This window comes from Pseudomonas sp. B14-6 (assembly GCF_013260315.1).
GTDB lineage: Bacteria > Pseudomonadota > Gammaproteobacteria > Pseudomonadales > Pseudomonadaceae > Aquipseudomonas > Aquipseudomonas mandelii.
Window position 1 is genome coordinate 4,479,103 of the sequence record NZ_CP053929.1, and the last position, 22,222, is coordinate 4,501,324.

Below are 22,222 nucleotides of genomic sequence, written 5' to 3' on the forward strand. Positions count from 1 at the left end.
ACCATCGCCCGCAACACCGGAAGGCGAACCCGGCCCGGTTTCGGCTGAGGTGCCAGCGAATCCTGCTCCACCTGTAGCCGCTACCACGGAACCCATCGATCCAGCGGAGCCTCTTTACGAGTTACCCGGGAACAATGATGCCCCGTTCGAAACGGTAGATAACGATTTACCGATGACGTTCGACGAATTCTCAAATGCCGATGGCGTCAAGCGCACCACTGCAGCAGGGCGGTACGAAAACATCGACGGCGTCTCACTGACACTGGGGATGGGAGATGACCTTCTTATCATCGGTAGCGGAGTCAGCTTTGCAGGAGAAATTCAGGGCGGTGGCGGGAAAAACGCAATACTGCTCGACTCCCCCGAGGGCGGCGTACTCGACAAAACCAGTAACTTTTCCGGGTTGCGAGTCGCGCAAGGCGCTTGGTCTTTGACGGGTAAAGACGACTTCGACCGCGGAGCCGAGGTATTGGACGGCGCAACGCTGTTCAACATGGGCAGCATCGCGGGTGATGCCATTGTTCGCGAAGGGGGTCGCTACGGTGGCCAAGGTGAAGTTCGCAATCTTTATGTAGACGGTACATTGCAGGTCAGCGAGCGGCTTGGCGCTCCACGCATCAAAGGAGACCTGATATTCACAGAGGGTGCCACACTCTCCTACGGCGTAACGGCTACCGGCAAGCCTCCCACCATCATCGTCGAAGGTATTGCAGCGCTTGAAAATGCCTCACTGGAGGTTGCTGCACTGCCGGGCAACTATCCCGACAGCAGTGATTACACAGTGCTGAAAGCCGGCCTGGTGGAAGGCAAATTCGGTAGCGTCACGAGCAATCTGGCGTACATGACGCCGAAGCTGTCTTACTCCAAGACTGATGTGGTGCTCAACTACGCTCGCAATGAAGTACCGATAGAGGATTTCGCCGCAGACGACAATGCTCGAGCGTTTGGCCAAAGCGTGGCCGAGCCGACGGCTAAAACAAGTGAGTCCAATGCGGCCGTCACCGCCCTGCTCACCACCGACAAATCCACCGCCACCTACGCTCTTGAGCAACTGGCCGGTGACAGCAATGCCAACCTCGCCAAGGCAACCCTCAACAGCGACAGCCCCGTCAGCGCCTCCTTGCTCTCGACCATGCGCCAACTGGACCGCGCCAGCGCGTACAACCCACGCGGCAACCGTTCCAACTCGCCACGACTCGCCGCCGGCAGCCCGGAAAACGGCAGGGTCTGGCTGCAAGCCTTGGGACACGGTGGAACGCTGGATCGCGACCACTACGCTCTGCAAACGTCGACCAAAGGCCTCGTTCTGGGCGCAGATTGGGGTGTCGATGAGGAATGGCGTGTCGGTGTGATGGGTGGCAAGTCTGAGACTCGCCTGGACAGCCGCGAACTAGACGGCGATCTCGACAGCTGGCACTTGGGCGCCTATGCCCTGCGCCAGAGCGGCCCCATGTCGCTGCGCCTGGGCGCGACCTACAGCAATCACGACGCCAGCACTAAACGTCGGGTTGCCTTCAACGGTTTCAGCGACCGCCCCGAAGGCCGTTATGCTGCCAGCACCCAGCAGGCCTTCGCGGAAGTGGGTTACAACCTGGGTCGAGCCAATGTCAGCATCGAACCCTTTGCCAGCCTTGGCTACCAACGCTATCAGCGCGACGGTTACACGGAAAAAGGTGGCGCGGCAGCGTTGAAAGTCCACGGCCAGACCCAGAACAACCTCAACAGCACGTTCGGCCTGCGACTGGCGAAGATCAACACCCTGGATAACGGCATGCAACTGACCCCGCGGTTCAGTGCCGGCTGGAAACACACCTACGGGGATATCGACATCGACACCCGTCAGCGACTGGCAACGGGCGGAAAGAACTTCACCGTTTCCGGTGCGCCGCTGGACCGTGACAGCTTGCTGGTTGATGCAGGTCTGGACCTTGGCTTGTCAGCGAAACATACGTTGGGGGTCGGCCTTAACGGCGACATCGGCACTGACAGCCGCAATCACGGCGTAATGGGACAGTGGCGGATGGCGTTCTGATCAACCATTGATTCACCGCAGTCCCAGTGGGAGCGAGCAGGCTCGCTCCCACATGTTCAAACGCGAAACTGCGGGCAAAAAAAAAGGGGAGCACATGCCCCCCGAGGTTTAAAACGGTGTATCGAGGCTGTTATCTCAGCCTTCGATCTCGATCAGGATTTCGCCCGGGTTCACCCGGTCGCCCTTGGCCACATGGATGGCGGTGACTTTACCGGCGATGGCCGCCTGGACTTCGGTTTCCATCTTCATCGCTTCGGTGATCAGCACGGCCTGGCCGGCTTTCACGGTATCGCCTTCCTTGACCAGCACGTCGACGATGTTGCCCGGCATGGTGGTGCTGACGTGGCCCGGAGCTGTGGCTTGCTTGCGCTTGCTGCTGCCGCCGCTGACGAATTCGTTGAGCGGTTCGAACACCACTTCTTCCGGCATGCCGTCGATCGACAGATAGAAGTGACGCTTGCCTTCAGCCTTGACGCCAACACCGGTAATGTCGACGCGGTAGGTTTCGCCGTGAACGTCGATGACGAACTCGGTCGGCACGCCTTCACCACCGGCCGAGGTCACACCGCCGGCTTCAGGAATCGGCAGCAGCACTTCTGGCGTCAGGGTGCCGGCCGCGCGTTCTTCAAGGAATTTGCGGCCGATGTCCGGGAACATGGCGTAAGTCAGCACGTCTTCTTCAGACTTGGCCACGGCACCGATCTCGGCACGCAGCTTGGTCATTTCCGGCTTCAGCAAATCGGCCGGACGCACGTCGATCACGTCTTCGCTACCAATCGCCTGACGACGCAGTTTCTCGTTCACAGTGCCCGGCGCCTTGCCGTAGCCGCCTTGCAGGTAGAGCTTCACTTCGTTGGTGATGGTCTTGTAGCGCTCGCCGGCCAGCACGTTGAAGAACGCCTGGGTGCCAACGATTTGCGAGGTCGGGGTCACCAGCGGCGGGAAACCAAGGTCTTCACGAACTCGCGGGATTTCGGCCAGCACCTCGGCCATGCGGTTCAGGGCCCCCTGCTCTTTCAGCTGGTTGGCCAGGTTGGAGATCATCCCGCCCGGTACCTGGTTGACTTGCACACGGGTATCGACTGCGGTGAACTCGCTTTCGAACTGGTGGTATTTCTTGCGCACGGCGTAGAAATACAGACCGATCTCTTGCAGCAGTTCCAGGTTCAAACCGGTGTCGAACTCGCTGCCTTTAAGGGCGGCGACCATCGACTCGGTGCCTGGGTGGCTGGTGCCCGAAGCGAAGCTGGAGATCGCGGTGTCGATGTGGTCGGCACCGTTTTCGATGGCCTTGAGTTGGCACATCGTGGCCAGGCCAGCGGTGTCGTGGGAGTGGATGAACACCGGCAGCGATTGCTCGGATTTCAACGCCTTGACCAGTTCGCCGGTGGCGTATGGCGTCAGCAAACCGGCCATGTCCTTGATCGCCACCGAGTCGCAACCCATGGCTTCCATTTGCTTGGCTTGAGCCACGAACGCGTCAATGGTGTGCACCGGGCTGGTGGTGTACGCGATGGTGCCTTGGGCATGTTTGCCGGCCGCTTTTACGGCTTCGATGGCGACGCGCAGGTTACGCACATCGTTCATGGCATCGAAGATGCGGAATACGTCGATGCCGTTGACCGCGGCCTTGGCGACGAAAGCCCTGACCACATCGTCGCTGTAATGGCGGTAGCCCAGCAGGTTCTGGCCACGCAGGAGCATTTGCAGGCGCGTGTTAGGCAGCGCGGCGCGCAGTTGGCGCAGACGCTCCCACGGGTCTTCTTTGAGGAAGCGTACGCAAGCGTCGAAAGTCGCGCCGCCCCAGCATTCCAGCGACCAGTAGCCGACTTTGTCGAGCTTGTCGCAGATCGGCAGCATGTCTTCGGTGCGCATGCGGGTGGCGAGCAGCGATTGGTGGGCGTCGCGCAGGATGGTGTCGGTTACAAAGATCTTCTTGCTCATTCTTATATTCCTCACAGGCCTGCGTGGGCGGCGATGGCGGCGGCGATGGCCAGGGCCAGCTCTTCGGGTTTGCGCTTGATCGAGTAGTTGGTCAGTTCAGGGTGGCTATCAACGAAGCTGGTATTGAACTGGCCGCTACGGAATTCAGGGTTACGCAGGATTTCCTGGTAGTACGCGGCGGTGGTCTTGACCCCTTGCAGACGCATGTCGTCGAGGGCGCGCAAGCCACGGTCCATTGCTTCTTCCCAAGTCAGCGCCCACACCACCAGTTTCAGGCACATGGAGTCGTAGAACGGCGGAATGGTGTAGCCGGTGTAGATGGCCGTGTCGGTGCGCACGCCGGGGCCGCCGGGCGCGTAGTAACGGGTGATCTTGCCGAAGCTCGGCAGGAAGTTGTTTTTCGGGTCTTCGGCGTTGATCCGGAATTGCAGCGCGAAACCGCGGTGCTGGATGTCTTCCTGTTTCACCGACAGCGGCAGGCCGGACGCAATGCGGATCTGCTCACGGACGATGTCGATCCCGGTGATTTCTTCGGTGATGGTGTGTTCCACCTGCACCCGGGTGTTCATCTCCATGAAGTACACCTCGCCCTCGGCGAGCAGGAACTCCACGGTGCCGGCGTTCTCGTAGCCCACGGCCTTGGCTGCGCGCACAGACAGGTCGCCGATGTAGGCGCGCTGTTCCGGGGTCAGTTGCGGGCTTGGCGCGATTTCGATGAGCTTCTGGTTACGGCGCTGGATCGAGCAATCACGCTCGAACAGGTGCACCACGTTGCCAAAGCTGTCGCCGAGGATCTGCGCTTCGATGTGTTTCGGGTTGACGATGCATTTTTCCAGGAACACTTCCGCCGAACCGAAGGCCTTGGTGGCTTCGGAAATGACGCGCGGGAAGGCTTGTTCGAGTTCTTCACGGCTGTCGCAACGACGAATACCCCGGCCACCACCACCGGACGTGGCCTTGAGCATGACCGGATAACCGATGCGGTCACCTTCGACCAAGGCTTCGGCGATGTCCGCGACGTTGCCTTCGGTCCCCGGGGTGACGGGTACGCCTGCCTTGATCATGCTGCGACGGGCTTCGGTTTTGTCGCCCATGCGGCGAATCACTTCAGCCGATGGGCCGATGAACTTGATGCCGCGCTCGGCGCAAATGTCCGCCAGTTCAGCGTTTTCCGACAGGAAACCGTAGCCGGGATGCAGGGCATCACAACCGGTTTCGACCGCCAGATTCACCAGCTTGCGCGCATTCAGGTAACCGGCCAATGGCTCGGCACCGATGCTGTGGGCCTCATCCGCACGCTTCACATGCAAGGCATGGCGGTCGGCGTCGGAATAGATCGCGACCGAGCGAATGCCCATCTCGGCGCAGGCACGCACGATTCGTACGGCAATCTCACCACGGTTGGCGATCAGGATCTTTTTTATCACTTGGAGGTTCCCTTGAGCCGGTGGTACCCACGACCTGCTAGACCAGGTCGACGCGTGACTAAATGTTTCGACTTAGTCGCAGCCCCACACTAGCCCCCACAAGGGATTAACAAAAATGATTAATAATTGGGTTAGCCATAAGTAAAGACTTATAGTTGATCCATCAGCTTGTGGCGAGAGTGCTTATAAAATGCGTAAGTCATTGATGCGTATGACATTGCGTCAATTGCAGATCTTCAATGAGGTCTGTGATTTGAGGTCGTACAGCCGGGCAGCCGATGAAATGTCCCTCACCCAACCGGCCGTCAGCTTGCAGATTCGTCAGCTCGAGGAGCTGATTGGTCAGCCTTTGTTCGATTACGTCGGCAAAAAACTCTACATGACGGAAGCCGCCGAAGCACTACAGCGTGCCAGTCGAGACATTTTCGGGCGCCTGGAAAACCTCGATATGCAGCTGTCGGACATGCAGGGATCGTTGCAGGGACAGCTGAAACTGGCGGTGGAATCCAGCGCCAAGTATTTCGTCCCGCACTTGTTTGCTGCGTTCAAGCGTCAGCATCCGGAAGTGAATCTGCAACTGACGGTGGTCAACCGAGGGCAGGTGATCCGTCGATTGTCTGATAACCGCGACGACCTGGTGATCATGTCCATGGTGCCGCAGGACATGGGGCTGGAATTCCTGCCGTTCCTCAACAACCCGATCGTGGCCGTGGCGCCACCGGACCATCCGCTGTGTCACATGGGGCCGCTGCGCCTGCAAGACCTCGAGCCTTACACCCTGCTGCTGCGCGAGCCCGGCTCTGGAACGCGTATGGCGTGCGAAGAGTATTTCAAAGAGAAGCGCGTGCACTTCAACCAGACGCAGGAGGTCTCATCGGCCGAAGCCCAGCGTGAATGTGTGCTGGCGGGTCTGGGCGTCGCGCTGTTGACGCGCCACGCCCTGAACCTTGAGTTGGCGACCGGCGGATTGATCGAGTTACCGGTCGAAGAACTGCCGCTGTACCGCAGCTGGTGCCTGGTGCAGGCCAAGGCCAAACGGCTGTCGCCGGTGGCCCACGCATTCCTTGCGTTTATCCGCAGCGAACGGGTGCAGATCAGCGCCCTGGTTGAGCGTTTCGACGGGAAGTTGCGGGAGCTGCCTGCCAGTAGTTGAGTTCCAGATCAGAAAAATCGCCGATCTCGGCCAGCAACTGGCGGCGCTCGCAGCGATCTTCGATGGCGCGGCGAAATTCCATGCGGCGCTGGTCTTCTTGCTGGCGACGGGTTTTGACGGCGCTGTTGCGTTCTTCGTAGGGCTGGGCCATTTCGAGTCTCCCAAGGCGATTACGGGAGTTTCAAGATAGGCGCGAGGGATGACGGTTTGGCGGCGGGTGGGTTACAGAACGATGAAACTCGCAGACTGACCGCGAACCTGTGGCGAGGGAGCTTGCTCCCGCCCGGCTGCACAGCCGTCGTAATGAGCCTGATGCGATTGGTCAGAACATCGCTGTGAATGGTTTGGGGCCGCTCCGCAGCCCAGCGGGAGCAAGCTCCCTCGCCACAATTCCAGCCATTATCAGTCGTCCAGCGCTTTCACCGACTTGGGCGACAGCCGCAAGCTGCGCAGACTGCGTTTGACGCTCTTGAGGTGGTTGACCAGGCTCGGCCCGCGCGCCATGGCCACGCCCATCGCCAATACGTCGATTACCACCAGGTGAGCGATTCGCGAGGTCAACGGCGTGTAGATTTCAGTGTCTTCATGCACATCAATCGCCAGGTTGACGGTCGACAGCTCGGCCAACGGCGTCTGGCTCGGGCACAACGTGATCAACGAGGCGCCGCTCTCGCGCACCAGGTTAGCGGTGATCAACAAATCCTTGGAGCGCCCGGACTGGGAAATACAGATCGCCACATCGGTCGGTTTCAAGGTGACCGCAGACATCGCCTGCATGTGCGGATCGGAATACGCCGCCGCAGTCAGCAGCAAACGGAAGAATTTGTGCTGGGCATCCGCCGCCACCGCGCCCGACGCGCCAAAGCCGTAGAACTCGACGCGTTGGGCCTGGGACATCAGCGACACAGCCCTCTGCAATTCCACCGGATCGAGCTTCTCGCGAACCTCCATCAAGGTGTGCAGGGTGGTGTCGAAGATTTTCAGGCTGTAGTCCGCGACCGAATCGTCTTCATGGATCGCAAACTGACCAAAACTCGCACCTGCCGCAAGGCTCTGCGCGAGCTTGAGTTTCAAGTCCTGGAAACCGGAACAACCGATGGCGCGGCAGAAGCGCACGATGGTCGGCTCACTGATGCCCACACTATGGGCCAGGTCGGCCATGGAGCTGTGCATCACCGCCGCCGGATCAAGCAGCACGTGGTCGGCGACCTTGAGCTCCGACTTGCGTAAGAGGTGGCGTGACTGGGCGATGTGTTGCAGCAGATTCAAAGGTCTGGACTCTTTGTTATTGGCAGGGCCGGGGATGTAGCAAGCTTGTAGTTATACTACATGAATCGGCTTTTTGCCTGCTCAATGCGTAACTCGATGTCCCCATTCCACGCCACATACGCTTGATGTAGCACTTACAAGGGTTTTGCGTCCTCACCTAAAAGCGCCGCCAGGTCATCGGCCTCGACTGGACGGCTGATCAGGTAACCCTGCACTTCATCGCAGCGCTCGGCTTTCAAGAATTCCAGCTGCTCTGCGCGCTCCACACCTTCAGCCACCACTTTCAGCGACAAGCCATGCGCCATGGCGATGATCGCCCGGGTGATCGCTGCGTCCTCGCTGCCCTGCCCCAGACCGCGGATAAACGCCTGATCGATCTTCACGTAATCCACGGGAATGCGCTTTAGATAACTCAGGGACGAATAGCCCGTGCCGAAATCGTCGATCGCCAGTTTCACGCCCAGATCCCGCAGCTGCTGGAACGTCGCGATGATGTGCTCGACGCTGTCCAGCAACTGGCTTTCGGTGAGTTCGAGCTCCAGGTAGTGCGGCGCCAGGCCGGTTTCTTCCAGTACCTGCCGCACCAGGCTGACCAACTTGCCCTGGCGCAATTGATGCACCGACAAATTGACCGACACGCGAATCGGCTCAAGCCCCTGCCGTTGCCATTCGCAGGCCTGCCAACAGGCTTGGCGCAACACGAACTCGCCGATCGGACCGATCAGCCCGGTTTCCTCCGCCAGACCGATAAATTCAGCGGGTGGCACACGCCCCATGGTCGGATGATCCCAGCGCACCAACGCTTCGGCAGCGTTCAGGCGTCCGGTGGCGAGGCAAAGTTTCGGTTGGTAATAGACTTGCAGCTGCTTCTCTTCGATCGCTTTGCGCAGCTGATTTTCAAGCTGCAATCGCTCAAGGGTGCTGGCCTGCAAGCTCTCGGTGTAGAACTGGAAGTTGTTGCCGCCCAAGTGTTTGGCGTGCTGCATGGCAATGTTCGACTGGCTGACCAGCGCGGAAATTTCCCTGGCGGTGTCCGGCAACATGCTGATGCCCATCGAGGCGCTGACCACCAGTTCATGGCCATCGACGGTGATCGGCAAACGCAGTTTGGTCGACAACCGGGTCGCCACGCGCGCCAGGCTCGACAGGTTGCCGTAGGCATCGAATATCACCGCAAATTCGTCACCGGAAAGCCGCGCGATGGTGTCCGCCTCGGGCAATGCGTTGACCAGCCGCCGGGCCATTTTCTGCAGCAACTGGTCAGCGACTTCATGCCCAAGGCTGTCATTGAGCAGCTTGAAACGATCCAGGTTGATATGCAGCAGCGCCAGGCTGCGACGCCCGCCCTGACGCACCCGCTGATGAGCCTCGCGCAGCCGTTCACGGAACAGCGAACGGTTGGCCAGGCCCGTGAGTTCATCGTAATGGGTCAGATAGCGCATGCGCTCTTCGGATTCCCGTCGAGCGGACAGATCGGCGAAGAAGCCAACAATATGGCTCACCTTTCCCCGAGCATCCCGAACAGCGTTGAGTTGCAGCCACTGTGGATAGAGCTCGCCGTTTTTGCGGGTCTCCACCAGCTCGCCCTGCCACGTGCCGTGCTGTTCCAGCGCATGATGGATCGCGCCGTAGTGCCTGCGCGCATCGCGGCTGCACGGCAACTCGACGACGTTGCGCCCGATCATGTCGTCGATGTCGTAGCCGGTGACCCGGCTGAAAGCCTGATTGACCGCGATCAGCGCGTAATTGGGGTCGAAAATCACGATGCCTTCGCTGGCCGCCTCAAACACCGTCGCCGCCAGTTGGCGCTGTTCTTCCTGGCCCTTGCTCGCGCTGATGTCGCGGCGGGTGCCGACCATGCGGATCACCCGACCATTTTCGCTGCGCTCGACCGCTCGTCCACGGTCCTCGATCCAGACCCAGTGACCGTCGCCGTGCCGCACCCGGTATTCGATCTGGTAATCCTCGCTGCGGCCTTTCAAATGCTCGACCAGGGCACGACGCAGCGACGGCAAGTCTTCGGGGTGAAGGCGAGGCTTGAGGTGGCTGAGCATCGCGGTGACGAATTCCGGTTCCAGGCCGAACAACTCTTGAAGTTGGGTGTGATGGACTTCGTCAGTTTGCAGGTTCCAGTCCCACAGCCCGAGTTCACTGGCCTTCAACGCCAGCGCCAGTCGCGCTTCGCTCTTGCTCAGGGCCTGGTTGGCCGCGTCCAGTTCGAGGCTGCGCTGGGCGACCCGGTTTTCCAGCTCGACCTGGGCTTCGCGCAATTTGTCTTCGGCGCACCGGCGATGATCAATCTCTTTGGCCAACTCGTGATTGAGCTGGTCGCCGCAGCTCTGCGCCTGCTGCAGATGCTCGATCAGGGCCTGATTCTGAAAGCGCCGTAGCAAGCCGCTGTCGATCAACCTGTTGACCTGCCAGGCCACCACGCTCAACGCGCCCAATAAAATCAGCCCGAACCAGCCCCAACCCTGGCCTTGTTCATCTCCCCCCAGAAGAGATAGGCGATGGCCGGCAACAGGCAGGGCAAGGTAAAGGACAGGAATGCCGGCAGGCTGACCGCATACGCAACGCTGGCCGACAGGGCGGCGGCGCCGATCAGGCCGAATACCCAGGCTTGCTGCATGAAATTATCAGCGGGAACCAGAGCGATACCGGCACCGGCCAGGGTCAGGCCTGTCATGGCGGAGCCCAGCAGGAACATGCGACGCCAGACCGGATGGGCCTGGCGATTGGGAATGGCCGAATCGAAGGCCGCGACTTGAATCACCCGCAGGGCCACCAGCGATAGAAGCCAGATCAGCCAGACGCTGACGATGAAGTAGCGCTGCGGACTCCAGAGCAGTGCGGCACAGACCAGCCCGTTGATCAGCATGAACAGCGTAGGCAGCAGCGAGCCCTGGTAGAGCAGGCGCGTGCGCTCGACCGCCATTTCCATGGCGTACTGTTTGCGGATAACCCGGGGCTCCACAGAAGGGCCCGACAGGTCGGAGCTGAGGGTCATAGGCAATGTTCTTGTTCTTATAATGGTGAGCATGAGCCCGAAACGTGGACGGAGCATACACAAGCCGATGCCCTTACCAAACTGCCCCGGATCATAAAATCGACAAAATTTCAGCCCCCCGCCGCCGCCTGAAAACCCTTGGAGCGAGCCCCGCCAACGCTTGCAGCCAGTGACTGACCGGTCGTCATTCGTGCTTCTTTCATCGGCTAATGCAAAGCTCGGTTTGCCCGGTGTGACGGCGCACCCTAGAATGCCCCGATGCGCGATGATCTCTCCCTTCTGCTGAACTCCCTCAACGATGCCCAACGCCAGGCCGTAGCTGCCTCCGTGGGTCGTCAGTTGGTCCTGGCCGGTGCTGGTTCCGGTAAAACCCGAGTGCTAGTGCACCGTATCGCCTGGTTGATCCAGGTCGAGAACGCCTCGCCCCACTCGATCCTGTCGGTGACCTTCACCAATAAGGCCGCTGCCGAGATGCGTCATCGCATCGAGCAGCTGATGGGTATCAACCCGGCCGGCATGTGGGTCGGCACCTTCCACGGCCTGGCGCACCGCTTGCTGCGGGCGCACTGGCAGGAAGCCGGCCTGAGCCAGACCTTCCAGATTCTCGACAGCGACGACCAGCAACGGCTGGTCAAGCGGGTGATCCGCGAGCTGGGGCTGGACGAGCAACGCTGGCCGGCCCGCCAGGCTCAGTGGTTTATCAACGGGCAGAAAGACGAAGGTCTGCGCCCACAACACATTCAAGCCAGCGGCGACCTGTTCCTGGCGACCATGCGCAGCATTTATGAGGCCTACGAGGCCGCTTGCCTGCGCGCCGGTGTTATCGACTTCTCCGAATTGCTGCTGCGTGCCCTCGACCTGTGGCGCGATCACCCGGGCCTGCTGGCTCATTACCAGAAGCGCTTCCGGCACATTCTGGTGGACGAGTTCCAGGACACCAACGCCGTTCAGTACGCCTGGTTGCGTCTGCTGGCCAAGGGCGGCGACAGTTTGATGGTGGTGGGCGACGACGATCAGTCGATCTACGGCTGGCGTGGCGCGAAAATCGAGAACATTTATCAGTATTCCGACGATTTCCCGGATGCCGAGACCATTCGTCTGGAGCAAAACTACCGCTCCACCGCCGGGATTCTCAAGGCTGCCAACGCCCTGATCGCCAACAACACCGGGCGCATGGGTAAAGAACTGTGGACCGATGGCGGCGAAGGCGAAGCGATCAATCTGTACGCCGCGTTCAACGAGCACGATGAAGCACGCTACGTGGTGGAAACCATCGAAAGTGCGCTGAAAACCGGCTTGGCACGTAGCGATATCGCGATTTTGTACCGCTCCAACGCCCAATCGCGCGTTTTGGAAGAAGCGTTGCTGCGCGAGCGCATTCCGTACCGCATCTATGGTGGGCAGCGATTCTTCGAGCGGGCCGAAATCAAGAACGCCATGGCCTACCTGCGTTTGCTGGAAGGTCGCGGCAACGATGCGGCGCTGGAGCGGGTCATCAACGTTCCGGCCCGTGGCATCGGCGAGAAAACCGTTGAAGCGATTCGCGACCATGCGCGCCACAGTGACGTATCGATGTGGGAAGCCATGCGCTTGCTGGTCGCCAATAAAGGCCTGACCGGGCGTGCCGCTGGCGCGCTCGGCGCATTTATCGAGCTGATCGAGAACCTTGCCGCCAAGTGCATGGAAATGCCGCTGCACCTGATGACCCAGACGGTTATCGAACAGTCGGGGCTAATTGCCTACCACGAAGCGGAAAAAGGCGAGAAAGGCCAGGCCCGGGTAGAGAACCTTGAGGAACTGGTCAGCGCCGCGCGCAACTTCGAAAACGCTGAAGAAGATGAAGACCTGACGCCATTGGCGGCGTTCCTCGGCCACGCGTCGCTGGAGGCCGGTGATACCCAGGCCGACGAGCACGAAGACAGCATTCAGCTGATGACCTTGCACAGCGCCAAGGGCCTGGAATTCCCTTACGTGTTCCTCGTGGGCATGGAAGAAGGCCTGTTCCCGCACAAGATGAGCCTGGAAGAGCCGGGGCGTCTTGAAGAGGAGCGCCGTCTGGCTTACGTCGGCATTACACGGGCGATGCAGAACCTGGTGATGACCTACGCGGAAACCCGACGCCTGTACGGCAGCGAGACCTACAACAAGGTGTCGCGTTTCGTGCGTGAAGTGCCAAAAGGCCTGATCCAGGAGGTGCGGCTGTCCAACAGCGTCAGCCGTCCGTTCGGCGGTGGTCAGCAACAGAGCTCCAGCAGCCTGTTTGGCGGCAGCGAGATTCCGGACACCGGGTTCAGCCTCGGTCAGGCCGTGCGGCATTCTGTGTTTGGCGACGGCGTGATCCTCAACTTCGAGGGCGCCGGTGCTCAGGCCCGGGTGCAGGTGAACTTCAGCGAAGGCAGCAAGTGGCTGATGCTCGGTTACGCCAAGCTGGAAGCTATTTAGGCGCCCATGATCGTTCCCACGCTCGGCGTGGGAATGCATCCCGTGACGCTCCGCATCACAGTGGACGCAGAGCGTCCATGGCGGCATTACCACCCAGAGCGTGGGAACGATCTATCTGCGCCGCGCCCGCTACGGGCATTCCTACAGAACTTATCTCCTCGTCCTACAGACCAAAGTTAACAGGCCCGATTGCGCTGACCGAAGCTGAACGCAACCTGTCAGGCAAAAGCCCGAAACACTCTGCCGCTAGCCAGTAACACTTCAGCTGTGCAACATGGCGCGCGTGCCATCCACAAATGGGAATTCCCTTTATGAAACGTTTTCTTAGCATCGCCATGGCGTTGTGCATCGGCCTGACGATGAGCCTCGACGCCAACGCCAAGCGCTTTGGTGGCGGCAAGAGCTCCGGCGCTGCGCCGACTCACCAGACCAGCCAAATGGCTCCTTCTTCTGCCGCCGGTGGTGCTGCTGCCACTGCGGGCGCGGCCGGTGCCGCTGGCGCTGCCGCCAAGGCCGGCGGAGCTTCGCGCTGGCTCGGCCCTCTGGCCGGCATCGCTGCCGGTGGCCTGCTGGCCTCCATGTTCATGGGCGACGGCTTCCAGGGCATGCAGATCTTCGACATCCTGATCATGGCTGTCATTGCGTTCCTGATCTTCCGCTTCATCGCCGCTCGTCGTCGCAAGCAACAGGAGCACCTGGCTCCAGCTGGCGCACCGATGCAACGTGAAGTGTTCGAGCAGAAGCCAGCCGGCATGGGTTCGATCTTCGGCGGCTCGGCGGCACCTGCTGCCGCTCGTCCGGTAATCAACGCGCCAGCCTGGTTCAATGAACAGAACTTCATTGAAGCGGCCCGCAACCACTTCCAGTCCCTGCAGCAACACTGGGACTCCAACGAAATGGACAAGATCGCCGAGTTCGTGACCCCGCAATTGCTGGAGTTCCTGAAGCGTGAACGTGCCGACCTCGGCGAAGGTTTCCAGTCCACCTACATTGATAACCTCAATGTTCAACTGGACGGCGTGGATGATCGTGCCGACAAGACCATCGCCACCCTGACCTTTACCGGTGTGTCGAAGACTTCGCGTTTCGACCAGGGCGAAGTGTTCAGCGAAAGCTGGAACATGGAACGTCCGCAGGGCGAAAACCAGCCTTGGCTGGTGGCCGGTATCCGCCAGAACGGCTGATCCCCTCCGCGTTACGCATGCTGTAATAGAAACCCCGGCCTCGGCCGGGGTTTTCTATTTCGCAGTTGCATCTGTAGCGAGCTACTGTATAAACCGCCCCAACTGAACCGCGCCATCAAGCAAGAGGATCCCGGACGTGGAAGAAATCATCGAACAACTGCGTGAAGCCAACGAACCGGTACCGGTCCCCTTGGAGTTGCCTGACGAAGACCAGATTGTGGAAATCGAGGAACAACTGTTCATCGACATTCCCTTCGTCTTCAGAGAGTTTTTGCTGACTGTCAGCGACGTTGTCTACGGCAGCCTGGAGCCGGTGACCGTCACCGACCCGCAATCCCACACCTACCTGCCGGACGTTGCTGCCAACGCCTGGGATGCGGGTGTTGATCGCAGCATGATCCCGATCTGCCAGGACGGCGACAATTACTACCTGGTCGAAGAAGACGGCACAGTGGTGCTGTGGTTGGCCGAGGAAGAACTGATTGCCGAAGAAACCTGGGAATCGGTGTGGCACTGGGCGCGGGACGTCTGGCTGGAAAGCTGAGTCGTCTGACGCGCCGCGTGGTCAATGCCCGGACGACTCCTTGTGGTTGTCCAGTGTTTCGAGCAACGCCACCTGCATCCGCGTGTGCACGCGGATGAACCAGCGCCAGAGCAGTGCTGCCACCCCGGCGGCCACCACGACGATCAGTACCAGCAACTTGTTGGTCGGCAAAATACTGGCCGACAAGGCTGCCAGCAGCAGGAAGATCACCAGCAGCGAGAGGATCGGGATCACTTCGGCGATCACCCGGCGCACTCGCTGCGTGTGGCGCCCTGCCATCTCCGGCTTCACGCCCATCTCCGCCAACAGCATCGACAGCGCCTTGAGCTTACGATAAGCGGCGATCAGAAACGGCAGCGACAAGAGCAACGCCCCGCCCCAGATCAACGCTTTCTGCCAGCTCGGATCGCTGATCCACGCTTGCAGGTACACGGACATGCGTTCGGCGAAATACGCGCCGGAAAAAAAGATCGCAATCACCAGCGCCAGATTGACCCCGACCTGCAACAGAATCCGCCGGATCATCGACGCCAGCAGCGCGCCCTCGCCCTGAGGCTGAATGCTGCGCAGCCACTCGCCGTACATCCCCAACACTCGCGCCAGCCGCTGCGGCATCACCGCGGCAAGCTTGATCGACAGCGGATCAGCCGCGCGGATCAGATACGGCGTCAGCAACGTGGTAATCACCGAGACTGCCACGGCGACCGGGTAGAGGAAGTTGCTGGTGACCTGCAGCGTCATGCCCAGCGCGGCGATGATGAAGGAGAATTCGCCAATCTGCGAAAGCCCCATCCCCACGCGCAGTGAGGTGCGTCCGTCATTGCCGGCGATAAAGGCCCCGAGGCCGCAGGAAAGCATTTTGCCGAGCACAACGGCCACGGTAATCACTGCAATTGGCCAGGCGTATTGCAGCAGGATCATCGGATCGAGCATCAACCCGATCGCCACAAAGAAGATTGCACTGAACAGGTCGCGAACCGGCTCGATCAAGCGCTCGATCTTCAGCAATTGCCGTGACTCGGCCATGATCGCCCCAATCAGGAACGCGCCCAGGACCATGCTGTATTCAAGCTTGACCACCAGCAGGCAGAAGCCGAAACACAGGCCCAGCACAGTGATCAGCAGCATTTCATTGCTTTCGAACTTCGCCACATAGGCCAGTAATCGCGGCACCAGCAAGATGCCAATGACCAGTGCCACGATCATGAACAGCGAGAGCTTGCCCACCGTGGAAAACACTTCGCCGGAACTGACCGTGCCGCTGACCGCGATGCTCGACAGCAAGGCAATGATGCCGATACCGAGGATGTCCTCGACAATCAGCACACCGAAGATCAGCTGGGCAAAGCGCTCGTTCTTCATCTTCAGGTCGTTGAGCGCCTTGACGATGATGGTGGTCGAGGAAATCGCCAGGATCGCGCCGAGGAACAGCGAATCCATGGTGTTCCAGTCAAACCATTGGCCGATTTCGTAGCCGATCCAGATCATCAGCACGATTTCGAGGAACGCCGCGATGAATGCCGTGGCACCGACCTTGAACAGCTTGCGCAGGCTGAACTCCAGGCCCAGGCAGAACATCAGGAAAATCACCCCGAGTTCCGCGAGGGTCTTGATGGTTTCTTCGTCGTGGATCAGGCCGAACGGCGGCGTGTGCGGACCGATGATGAAGCCGGCGACGATATAACCCAGTACCACCGGCTGTTTGAAGCGGTGGAACAGCACCGTCACCACCCCTGCGACCAACATGATCACTGCCAGATCCTGAATAAAACTGATGGCATGCATGGTGTCGGGCTCCTTGAGGTGGACGTCCGGAGGTTAACACCGGGACTTCCGCCAGAAAGGCGGTGCAATATATGGAAACAGATCGATCCGGCGTGACGGCGAGCAGCCGCCCGGCGTCCCGATAACTGTGGTTTGAAAAAAACCGACCAGGCACCCGCAGAGGTGCCGCCCTTCCGCCATTCTGCCTTGACCCGTGAGAACGCTATGGAACCCGGAAACGCCCAGCTGTCGATGACGGTATTGATGACCCCTGACATGGCCAACTTCTCTGGCAATGTTCACGGCGGTACCCTGCTCAAATACCTCGACGAAGTGGCCTACGCCTGCGCCAGCCGTTACGCCGGTCGCTACGTGGTGACCTTGTCGGTGGACCAGGTGATTTTCCGCGAGCCGATTCATGTCGGCGAACTGGTGACCTTCCTGGCCTCGGTCAATTACACCGGCAACACTTCCATGGAGGTGGGCATCAAGGTGGTGACCGAAAACATCCGTGAGCGCTCGGTGCGCCACACCAACAGCTGCTTCTTCACCATGGTGGCAGTGGATGACGACCGCAAACCGGCTGCCGTACCGCCGCTGCAACCGCAGAACAGCGAAGACAAGCGCCGCTTCATGCAGGCTCAGCAACGCCGGCAGATTCGTCAGGAACTGGAAAAGCGGTATCAGGAAATCAAGGGCGATGCCTGACGTGTTCAGGCTTTAGATCGCTTTCGCGGGCAAGTCTTGCCCGCGAAGCTTTTAAAGGCTGATGGCAGTCGCTTCGAACTTCACCCGCGGATGCGCAATCCGGTCCTGCGCCCGCACCAGCTCCAGCTCATAGCTGGCACACGCCTGGGTTTCCAGCAGCACTTCATGCACCGCCGCCGCCGTGAACTCGAAGGCCGCCAACAGGCTGTCGCCTAACAGCACACGCGCCAGGAACAGCCCCGACGTCAGGTCGCCAACGCCCACCGGCTGACGCGGAAACGCCAGCAACGGACGACGCAGGTGCCAGCTGCCTTCCGCCGTTACCAACAACATCTCGAAGCCATCCGCCGGCTTGCCGGGATAGTCCAGATGCTTGACCAACACCGCCTTCGGTCCGCGCGCCAGCAGTGCGCGTGCCATCGCCAGGCAATCGAACAGCGACTGCGGCTTGCGCCCCGAGAAACTGTCCAGCTCCAATTGGTTCGGGCACATGAAGTCCGCCACCGAAGCCGCCTCTTCCAGCAGGAAATCGCTGACTTCGGCCGGCACGCTGCAGCCCTTCTCCGGATGGCCCATTACCGGGTCGCACAAATACAGCGCCTTGGGGTTCATCGACTTGATCCGCGCCACACCCGTCAGGATCGCCCGGCCCTGAGCCGCACTGCCGAGATACCCGGACAGCACCGCATCGCAATTGCCCAGCTCGCCAATCGCCGCGATCCCTTCAACCAGATCGGGGATCTGGTGCGGTGCCAGCACCTCACCGGTCCACTGGCCGTATTGCGTGTGGTTGGAGAACTGCACGGTGTTGAGTGGCCAGACATTCACCCCGACCCGCTGCATCGGGAAAACCGCGGCGCTGTTGCCAGCGTGGCCGAACACCACGTGGGACTGGATGGCGAGCAGATGGGGCGTACGTTTCATGCGGTGAGTTCCGTAAAACGATTGAAATTCGAGCCGCGCAGTATGCGACGAAACACGGCCTGTACGACAGACCGGCGACGCAGTTAAGCTGGCACTATCTTGTTGGAGCAATTTGCTGATGCTGACCCTCGGAAATATCTTCGTGCTGATGCTGCTCGCCACTGGCGGCGCATGGCTGTGGCACAACCACGGCTTGCGCGAGCGCGCGCTGGAAAGGGTCAAGCTGCATTGCACCAAGCTCGGGATCGAGTTGCTGGACGGTAACGTGGCGCTGAAAAAGATCGCGTTCATCAAAGACGCCAACGACCGGCGGCGCCTGGCTCGTGTGTATAACTTCGAGTTCACCGTGACCGGCGAAACCCGCCACAACGGCACCATCACCCAATTCGGCGCCCACAGCGCACAGATCGAACTGGCGCCTTACCCAATGCCGTTCGACGACACGCCTGCTGTGGTCGACGTGGAGAAGCCTCGCGCGGAAGTGATCGAGCTGAGCCAGTGGCGGCAAGAACACACCAAGTGGCGTCCTTAACCGGTCCGACAGTCGGCCAACGCTTTTTGCAGTGAAGCCACTTCCTGCGGCTCACCGAAAATCAATTCGATCCTCGAATCCTGGCGCCATTCGCTCGGCTGCCATTCCAACGGCGAGTTATCCAGCGCATTCGCTGATACCCAACCGTCGACGCTGTGGATGACCAGCTTCGCCCGCCGCCAGGCAAAGCTTTCAAGCCACTGGCTAACGCGAGCCGCATCGAAGGTCTGAGTCGGATGCCACCGCCAACCGACGCTCCAGCCGCCGTCCTGCGCCTGACTCAAGCAAATCGGCAGCGCAGGATCGGTCCATATGGCCGGCATCTGCGCCAATCCCTTGGGCACGATAAAGTTATCCACACCCGCCTCCGCCTGAACGCCAAGGCCCGGTAATTCGTTCAACGGCAGGCGCGCTTGCTGCGTCCAGTACAAAGGACGAGCAGGCAGCTGCGCGGCGATTCGCTGGCGATCATTGACGTCGAGACCTTCCGCCTTGTTCAGCACCAACAAACCGGCACCGCTCAACGCCTCCTGTTGCGCCTCGGGCAATGGTTTGCCAGCGGCGAGCGCCTGGGCATCCAAAACCAGTACACAAGGTTGTACCGCCAGTACGCCTTGCCACGGCGCTTCACTCAATTGCTTGAGCAACTGCGCCGGGTGGCCCAACCCTGATGGCTCGATGAACAGCCGATCCGGCCGCGCCTTGCGCAGCAACCGCCCGAGGCCGATCTGAAACGGTGCACCATTCACGCAACACAAACAGCCCCCGGCCACTTCCCCCAGTGCGATACCATCGGCGTCCCGGGTCAGCAGCGCGGCATCGAGGCCGATCTGGCCGAACTCATTGATCAGCACCGCCCAGCGCTCGCTCGCTGGCCGCTGCGCCAGCAGGTGCTTGATCAAACTGGTCTTGCCCGCGCCCAATGGGCCGGCAATGACGTGAGTGGGAATGTTCTGCAACATGGTCGATGTTTTCTGAGGAGGTAATGGATGCGGTTGATGGAATTGTCGTTGCTGTTGGCGCTCTGTTCCGGTGAGGCGCTGGCCCAGGCTTGCGTGGTACATAGCACAGCCGAGCGACTTGACGTGAAAGTCTGCCAGCAGAACCGCAACATCCCGCAAAAGCTCTTCGCCGACGGATTCTGCCAGCCGAACCTTCCCGGGCAGAACGTCGACGTGCAATACGTCGACCAATGTCCCACGGGCGCGTTCGGCGTGTGCAGCAACGCCCAAGTCGCCAATATGCCTTACCGACAGGATATTCACTATTACGGCGTAGCCACCGATGCGGCGTATCTGAAGCCGTTTTGCGAAGGCCAGAGCCAGGGCAACTGGCTCAAGCCTTAGGCCAGCCAATCCAGGGTCAGGATCAAACGGCGTTCGCCCGATGCGGGTTGCGGCGAACGGTGGATTAGGCCGAATCCTTCGTTGCCGTGCCATTTCTCGCCTTTCAGCAGTGCCACTTCACCGCTGACGATCTGCTCGATCAGCGAATGCTTCGTGGGCTCGGCACCAGGCTGGCCCAGTTGCCGGCGATCCATCACCCCTTCTTTCAGCCACTGACTGCCCGCTCCGGAATACGTCGTGATTAACCGCACCGGCACATGATCGACGTGAAAACGCGGGCACATGGCCTTGTCCAGAACGCGCACGCGCAGGCCGATGCGCTTGGCGCCCAACAGACAAGCGAATGCGCTGACCAGCCAGGACACGTCGGCAATGAAACCGGCATAGCCTTCGAGATCGCGGAAACCGGATGCCAATTCATGCAGATCGGGCTCGGTGTCTTCGTTGGGTAACTCCAGGACCAGCGACTCGGCCAGTGGCTCGTTCAGGGACAGCAACAAGCACCCGAAATCACTGATGTGCGCCGGGAGCTGGCGCTGCCAGATCGCCAGATTTACCCCGTCTTCAAGAATTCGGGTCAGGGTTTGCGGCGTTTCACCTTGAACTTGATGAACGACCGGCCGCAGCTTCAGACTGGGCGCCAGCATCAGGCGGCAACCTCTTCGTCCCAAGGGCCGAACGGATCTGACAGCAAACGCCAGCCTTCGATACCCAAGGCCATTTCATCATCGCTCAGCAGGCAATTGTCGAGTTCGGCGGTGAGTTGCGCAAAGTCGATGTTCTGACCGATAAACACCAACTCCTGACGGCAATCGCCGGTGTCTGCCGTCCAGTTTTCCATGATCCCGGCCGTGCTCTCTTCGTCCTGCGGCCACTGGGTTTTCGGCACGAAGCGCCACCAGCGCCCGGCGAAACCATGGCGCATCAAGCCGCCGGCCTGGGACCAGCTACCCGCGTCCATATGCTTGCTGGCCAGCCAGAAAAAGCCTTTGGAGCGCAACAGTTTGCCGTTCACCCACGGTCGATCGATGAAGCTGAAAAAACGTTGCGGATGAAACGGTCGGCGAGCTCGGTAAGCCGTCGAGGCGATGCCGTACTCCTCGGTTTCCGGCACGTGTTCGCCGCGTAACTCCTGCAGCCAGCCTGGCGCTTGAGCCGCCTTTTCAAAGTCGAAACGCCCGGTGTTGAGGATTTCCTTCAGGGGACTTCACCCATGACCATCGGGATGATGTGCGCCTGAGCGTTGAGGCGTTCAAGAATCGCGATCAGCTCCTCACGTTCGTGGCGACTGATCAAATCGATCTTGCTGATGAGGATCACGTCGGCGAATTCGATCTGCTCGATCAGCAGGTCGGTGATCGAGCGCTCGTCCTCCTCGCCCAATGTTTCACCACGGGAAGCGAGGCTTTCGGCCGCCTGATAGTCGAGCAGGAAGTTCATGCCATCGACCACCGTGACCATGGTGTCGAGCCGCGCGATGTCGGCCAGGCTCTGCCCCTCTTCATCACGAAAAGTGAACGTTTCGGCCACGGGCAATGGCTCGGAGATGCCGGTGGATTCGATCAACAGGTAATCGAAACGCCCATCCCTGGCGAGCTTGCTGACTTCTTCGAGCAGGTCTTCGCGCAAGGTGCAGCAAATGCAGCCATTGCTCATCTCCACGAGTTTTTCTTCGGCACGATTCAGGCTGAAATCGCGCTGGACTTCGCTGCCATCGATGTTGATCTCGCTCATATCGTTGACGATTACCGCGACTCGCAGGTTCTCGCGATTACGCAACACGTAATTGAGCAGCGTGCTTTTACCGGCGCCGAGAAAGCCGGACAGGACGGTCACGGGGAGACGATTGGGCATCAGGATTTCCTCACAGAGATGCCCGATCGCAGTGTCGGGCTGATTTCAATGTTATAGTATAACAATGCAATCAAGCCAGTCTGCTCTTGCCC

The 22,222-nt window shown here is 60.1% G+C and carries 16 protein-coding genes and 2 pseudogenes; 8 read left to right on the plus strand and 10 right to left on the minus strand.

Features of this window, described 5'->3' with window-relative positions:
* Positions 1–172 precede the first annotated feature (172 nt).
* Positions 173–2,032: an autotransporter domain-containing protein gene (locus HP062_RS20550; protein WP_172791948.1), complete on the plus strand. Its 1,860-nt coding sequence runs from the start codon at positions 173–175 to the stop codon at positions 2,030–2,032.
* 135 nt (positions 2,033–2,167) lie between these two features.
* Here the strand turns inward: HP062_RS20550 and oadA are convergent, their stop codons facing one another.
* Both oadA and HP062_RS20560 read right to left on the minus strand, forming a co-directional pair.
* Positions 2,168–3,976: a sodium-extruding oxaloacetate decarboxylase subunit alpha gene (gene oadA / locus HP062_RS20555; protein ID WP_083375428.1), complete on the minus strand. Its 1,809-nt coding sequence runs from the start codon at positions 3,974–3,976 to the stop codon at positions 2,168–2,170.
* A gap of 11 nt (positions 3,977–3,987) precedes the next feature.
* A complete protein-coding gene (locus HP062_RS20560) occupies positions 3,988–5,403 on the minus strand; it encodes an acetyl-CoA carboxylase biotin carboxylase subunit (protein WP_010465373.1) in 1,416 nt (471 codons plus the stop codon).
* Positions 5,404–5,593: 190 nt separating this feature from the next.
* Between HP062_RS20560 and HP062_RS20565 the strand changes: the two genes are divergently transcribed.
* A complete protein-coding gene (locus HP062_RS20565; protein WP_010465374.1) occupies positions 5,594–6,556 on the plus strand; it encodes a LysR family transcriptional regulator in 963 nt (320 codons plus the stop codon).
* On the opposite strand, the gene HP062_RS20570 is transcribed toward HP062_RS20565, so the two are convergent.
* The 3 genes and pseudogenes from HP062_RS20570 to HP062_RS20580 form a co-directional block, all read right to left on the minus strand.
* Complete coding sequence (locus tag HP062_RS20570) at positions 6,498–6,707, minus strand: PA3496 family putative envelope integrity protein (protein WP_010465375.1); 210 nt, start codon at positions 6,705–6,707, stop codon at positions 6,498–6,500. The genes HP062_RS20565 and HP062_RS20570 overlap by 59 nt on opposite strands.
* Before the next feature lie 251 nt (positions 6,708–6,958).
* A complete protein-coding gene (hexR, locus tag HP062_RS20575) occupies positions 6,959–7,825 on the minus strand; it encodes a transcriptional regulator HexR (RefSeq protein WP_008027445.1) in 867 nt (288 codons plus the stop codon).
* A 134-nt stretch (positions 7,826–7,959) separates the two neighbouring features.
* A pseudogene (locus tag HP062_RS20580) lies at positions 7,960–10,832 on the minus strand (EAL domain-containing protein).
* Between the two features lie 258 nt (positions 10,833–11,090).
* Between HP062_RS20580 and uvrD the strand changes: the two are divergent.
* The 3 genes from uvrD to HP062_RS20595 all read left to right on the plus strand — a co-directional run bounded on the left by uvrD (position 11,091) and on the right by HP062_RS20595 (position 15,002).
* The gene (gene uvrD, locus HP062_RS20585; RefSeq protein WP_010465377.1) at positions 11,091–13,274 is read left to right on the plus strand and encodes a DNA helicase II; all 2,184 of its coding nucleotides are present in this window, start codon (positions 11,091–11,093) and stop codon (positions 13,272–13,274) included.
* A gap of 311 nt (positions 13,275–13,585) precedes the next feature.
* Entirely contained in the window at positions 13,586–14,458 is an 873-nt protein-coding gene (locus HP062_RS20590; protein WP_010465378.1) for a Tim44 domain-containing protein, read from the plus strand.
* Between the two features lie 136 nt (positions 14,459–14,594).
* The gene (locus HP062_RS20595) at positions 14,595–15,002 is read left to right on the plus strand and encodes an SMI1/KNR4 family protein (protein ID WP_008007803.1); all 408 of its coding nucleotides are present in this window, start codon (positions 14,595–14,597) and stop codon (positions 15,000–15,002) included.
* Between the two features lie 21 nt (positions 15,003–15,023).
* On the opposite strand, the gene HP062_RS20600 is transcribed toward HP062_RS20595, so the two are convergent.
* On the minus strand, positions 15,024–16,787 hold the full coding sequence (locus tag HP062_RS20600; protein WP_010465380.1) for a cation:proton antiporter: 1,764 nt from the start codon (positions 16,785–16,787) through the stop codon (positions 15,024–15,026).
* A gap of 204 nt (positions 16,788–16,991) precedes the next feature.
* On the opposite strand from HP062_RS20600, the gene HP062_RS20605 reads away from it, so the two are divergent.
* The gene (locus HP062_RS20605) at positions 16,992–17,474 is read left to right on the plus strand and encodes an acyl-CoA thioesterase (RefSeq protein ID WP_010465381.1); all 483 of its coding nucleotides are present in this window, start codon (positions 16,992–16,994) and stop codon (positions 17,472–17,474) included.
* A gap of 51 nt (positions 17,475–17,525) precedes the next feature.
* On the opposite strand, the gene pdxY is transcribed toward HP062_RS20605, so the two are convergent.
* Positions 17,526–18,398 (minus strand): pyridoxal kinase PdxY, encoded by an 873-nt coding sequence (gene pdxY, locus HP062_RS20610; RefSeq protein WP_010465382.1) that lies wholly within the window; start codon positions 18,396–18,398, stop codon positions 17,526–17,528.
* 118 nt (positions 18,399–18,516) lie between these two features.
* Between pdxY and HP062_RS20615 the strand changes: the two genes are divergently transcribed.
* Complete coding sequence (locus HP062_RS20615) at positions 18,517–18,930, plus strand: DUF3301 domain-containing protein (RefSeq protein ID WP_010465383.1); 414 nt, start codon at positions 18,517–18,519, stop codon at positions 18,928–18,930.
* Here the strand turns inward: HP062_RS20615 and HP062_RS20620 are convergent.
* On the minus strand, positions 18,927–19,892 hold the full coding sequence (locus HP062_RS20620; RefSeq protein ID WP_172791949.1) for a GTP-binding protein: 966 nt from the start codon (positions 19,890–19,892) through the stop codon (positions 18,927–18,929). The two genes, HP062_RS20615 and HP062_RS20620, sit on opposite strands and share 4 nt — an antisense overlap.
* Before the next feature lie 27 nt (positions 19,893–19,919).
* Here HP062_RS20620 and HP062_RS20625 point away from each other — a divergent pair, with 27 nt between their 5' ends.
* Positions 19,920–20,276: an NADH:ubiquinone oxidoreductase gene (locus HP062_RS20625; protein WP_172791950.1), complete on the plus strand. Its 357-nt coding sequence runs from the start codon at positions 19,920–19,922 to the stop codon at positions 20,274–20,276.
* Here HP062_RS20625 and HP062_RS20630 read toward each other — a convergent pair.
* Positions 20,273–20,923 (minus strand): DUF1826 domain-containing protein, encoded by a 651-nt coding sequence (locus HP062_RS20630; protein WP_172791951.1) that lies wholly within the window; start codon positions 20,921–20,923, stop codon positions 20,273–20,275. The two genes, HP062_RS20625 and HP062_RS20630, sit on opposite strands and share 4 nt — an antisense overlap.
* Positions 20,923–22,130: pseudogene (gene zigA, locus HP062_RS20635) on the minus strand (zinc metallochaperone GTPase ZigA). The gene HP062_RS20630 and the pseudogene zigA overlap by 1 nt, the downstream one beginning before the upstream one ends.
* Positions 22,131–22,222: the final 92 nt, after the last annotated feature.

Excerpts from the sequence above, each read along its gene's own strand:
- uvrD (WP_010465377.1), top strand. The coding sequence starts at position 11,091 with ATGCGCGATGATCTCTCCCTTCTGCTGAACTCCCTCAACGATGCCCAA.
- HP062_RS20605 (WP_010465381.1), top strand. The coding sequence starts at position 16,992 with ATGGAACCCGGAAACGCCCAGCTGTCGATGACGGTATTGATGACCCCT.
- oadA (WP_083375428.1), bottom strand. The coding sequence starts at position 3,976 with ATGAGCAAGAAGATCTTTGTAACCGACACCATCCTGCGCGACGCCCAC.
- HP062_RS20630 (WP_172791951.1), bottom strand. The coding sequence starts at position 20,923 with ATGCTGGCGCCCAGTCTGAAGCTGCGGCCGGTCGTTCATCAAGTTCAA.
- HP062_RS20565 (WP_010465374.1), top strand. The coding sequence starts at position 5,594 with ATGCGTAAGTCATTGATGCGTATGACATTGCGTCAATTGCAGATCTTC.
- HP062_RS20570 (WP_010465375.1), bottom strand. The coding sequence starts at position 6,707 with ATGGCCCAGCCCTACGAAGAACGCAACAGCGCCGTCAAAACCCGTCGC.
- HP062_RS20600 (WP_010465380.1), bottom strand. The coding sequence starts at position 16,787 with ATGCATGCCATCAGTTTTATTCAGGATCTGGCAGTGATCATGTTGGTC.
- HP062_RS20550 (WP_172791948.1), top strand. The coding sequence starts at position 173 with ATGACGTTCGACGAATTCTCAAATGCCGATGGCGTCAAGCGCACCACT.
- pdxY (WP_010465382.1), bottom strand. The coding sequence starts at position 18,398 with ATGAAACGTACGCCCCATCTGCTCGCCATCCAGTCCCACGTGGTGTTC.
- HP062_RS20590 (WP_010465378.1), top strand. The coding sequence starts at position 13,586 with ATGAAACGTTTTCTTAGCATCGCCATGGCGTTGTGCATCGGCCTGACG.
- HP062_RS20615 (WP_010465383.1), top strand. The coding sequence starts at position 18,517 with ATGCTGACCCTCGGAAATATCTTCGTGCTGATGCTGCTCGCCACTGGC.
- HP062_RS20625 (WP_172791950.1), top strand. The coding sequence starts at position 19,920 with ATGCGGTTGATGGAATTGTCGTTGCTGTTGGCGCTCTGTTCCGGTGAG.
- HP062_RS20620 (WP_172791949.1), bottom strand. The coding sequence starts at position 19,892 with ATGTTGCAGAACATTCCCACTCACGTCATTGCCGGCCCATTGGGCGCG.